At 68.0% G+C, this 2,500-nt stretch carries 3 protein-coding genes; 2 read left to right on the forward strand and 1 reads right to left on the reverse strand.

Annotated elements, in window-relative coordinates; translation table 11 throughout:
* The first annotated feature begins 169 nt into the window (after window positions 1-169).
* Both RMO04_RS16005 and RMO04_RS16010 read left to right on the forward strand, forming a co-directional pair.
* Window positions 170-1,042, forward strand: coding sequence for a glycosyltransferase (locus RMO04_RS16005; RefSeq protein ID WP_309645772.1), 873 nt, complete (start codon window positions 170-172; stop codon window positions 1,040-1,042).
* A gap of 2 nt (window positions 1,043-1,044) precedes the next feature.
* Window positions 1,045-1,965 (forward strand): glycosyltransferase family 2 protein, encoded by a 921-nt coding sequence (locus RMO04_RS16010; protein ID WP_309645773.1) that lies wholly within the window; start codon window positions 1,045-1,047, stop codon window positions 1,963-1,965.
* Here the strand turns inward: RMO04_RS16010 and RMO04_RS16015 are convergent.
* Window positions 1,960-2,500, reverse strand: a 541-nt coding sequence (locus RMO04_RS16015) for a glycosyltransferase (protein ID WP_309645771.1), incomplete at its 5' end; no start/stop codon positions are given. The genes RMO04_RS16010 and RMO04_RS16015 overlap by 6 nt on opposite strands.

The raw sequence follows: 2,500 nt of genomic DNA on the forward strand, positions 1-2,500 counted from the left end.
GCGGTCCGCCGCTCACCGTCTACAGGTCCCGCCGCCTTAGCAGTCCTGCAACCCGCGGCATGCGAGGGTCACCGGCTTTCAGGCGAGGCGGGAGTGACAACTTGAACCGGTCAGGAACCAATCAACGCACGCGCGGCCCCCGTGGACCGGGGTCAGCCTGTTGAGCGACATGCCCAAGGTCAGCGTCGTCATTCCACACTATCGGGATCTCGCAGGTCTCGATCTCTGCCTGCGCGCCTTGGCGCGTCAGACCTATCCCGCGGCCGACTTCGAGATCGTGGTGGCCGACAACAACTCGCCTGAGGGCGAGGCCGCCGTCGCCGCGCACGTCGCCGGCCGGGCGCGTCTGGTGGTGGTCGGGGAGAAGGGCGCGGGTCCCGCGCGCAACGGCGGCGTGGCCCTGACCACGGGTGCGATCCTGGCCTTCACCGACTCAGACTGCGTGCCCGAGCCGGAGTGGTTGGCCGAGGGCGTGGCCGCCCTCCCCGCCTTTGATTTCGTCGGCGGCCGGGTCACCGTCCTGGTCGACCAACCCGACCGGATGACCGGCGCCGAAGCGTTCGAACGCGTCTTCGCCTTCGACTTCAAGACCTACATCACCAAGAAGGGCTTCACCGGCGCGGGCAACCTGTTCTGCACCCGCGCGGTCTTTGACCAGGTCGGTGGCTTTCGCGCCGCCGTCTCCGAGGATGTCGAGTGGTCGTTCCGCGCCCGGGCGATGGGCCTGCGCCTGGGCTATGCGCCCCGCGCCGTCGTCGGCCATCCGGCCCGACACACCTGGGATGAACTTTGGGCCAAATGGCGACGGGTGAACGCCGAGACTTACCGGCTCTATCGCGAGCGGCCCGCCGGACAACTGAAGTGGGGCCTGCGCAGTCTGGCCCTGCCCCTGTCGGCCGTGGCGCACACGCCGAAGGTGTTCGCCAGCGACCAGCTCACGACCCTGACCCAGCGGTTCAGCGCGGTCGCGACCCTGTTCAAGTTAAGGTTCTGGCGCCTGGCTCACGCCTTCCATCTGATGCGCCAGGGCCGGGACGCGTGAGCATGCATGTCACGGTCTGCATCGTCGGCTTCCGGAACGCTGGCGACATCCAGGGCTGCCTCGAGGCGCTGGCCCGCTCCACGCATCGAGACTTCGATGTCGTCATCTGCGAGAACGGAGGCGCCGAGGCGTTCGCCGCCCTGCAAGGCGTGCTGCCCGCCAGGATAGGAGACGGGCGCCCGGTGCGCGCCGTCATGGCGCCGGGCAATCTTGGCTATGCGGGCGGTGTGAATGTCTGCATCGCCCAGGCGCCGGACTCGGACGCCTGGTGGGTGCTCAACCCGGACACCCATCCGGAGCCTGACGCGATGGCGCTTCAGGTGGCGCGCCTGGCCGTCGGCGACTGCGAGGCCGTGGGCTCGACCATCTATCTGAGCGATGGCCGGGTCCAGTCGCACGGCGGCCGTTGGCGACCCTGGCTGGCGCGCGCCGAGTCCATCGGACATGGCGGCGATCTGAGCTCCGTTCCTGATCCGCGCGACATCGAAGCGAGCCAGAACTACCTCAATGGCGCCTCGATGATGATGGGACGCCGGTTCCTGCAGGTCGTCGGACCCATGCGCGAAGAGTACTTCCTCTACTGCGAAGAGGTGGAGTGGTGCTTGCGTGGCGGCAAGCTTGGGATGCGTCTCGGCTACGCGCCGGGGGCCAGGGTCATGCACTTTGCCGGAACAACCACCGGCTCCTACGACGACATGCGCCGCCGCCCCCGAGGCCCGATCTATCTCAACGAACGCAACAAGATGCTGACCACCCGCGACGTTTTCCCCTCGCGGCTACCCGTGGCGGCCCTGGCTTCGTTCGCCTTGATTTTCCTGCGGTTCGGCCGGCGCGGCGCCTGGCGTCAGGTCGGCTACGGCGTCGGGGGCTGGATGGCGGGCCTGCTCAACCGGCGCGGCGTGCCGAGTTGGTTCGGCTCATAGGGCCAGGCGCGGCGCCGGCGCGACCTGCAAGCGCTCGCCCACCTGCGCCATCACGTCGTGGAGATAGGCGATCAGTTCGGCCGGATCTGTCGTGGCCATGACCGGCGGGCGGCTGCGGACGGTCTTCAGCGCCTGTGACAGCTCTGCGGGGGTGTTGGCCACGGCGATAAGGCCACGCGCGGCGAACGCGCTGGTGATCTCGGCCTGATGGTTGTCGTAATGCTCGCCCTTCTCCATCAGGCGCGGCATCGCGATCACGCGGCAGCCTTGGCGCAACGCGGTGATAAGCGAGCCCGTGCCCCCGTGGCAGATGACGATTGAGGCGTCACGCAGCAGGTCCTGAATCTTGTCGAACGGCAGGGTCTCGAAGACGTCCAACCCAGGCGGCCGATGTCCTCGTAGCCCAGTCTGGATGATCACATCCTCTGGAATGTCGCCGTTGGCTTTCAGCTCGGCCACCGTGTCGACCAGCCGATCGAACGGCAGGGTCGCGCCGACGGTCGCGAACAACAGCGGCTTCTTAGGCGGAGGATCG

Origin of the sequence: Phenylobacterium sp. (genome assembly GCF_031412415.1) — a bacterium.
GTDB lineage: Bacteria > Pseudomonadota > Alphaproteobacteria > Caulobacterales > Caulobacteraceae > Phenylobacterium.

Coding starts and splice junctions, on each gene's coding strand:
- RMO04_RS16010 (WP_309645773.1), top strand. CDS start 1,045: ATGCATGTCACGGTCTGCATCGTCGGCTTCCGGAACGCTGGCGACATC.
- RMO04_RS16005 (WP_309645772.1), top strand. CDS start 170: ATGCCCAAGGTCAGCGTCGTCATTCCACACTATCGGGATCTCGCAGGT.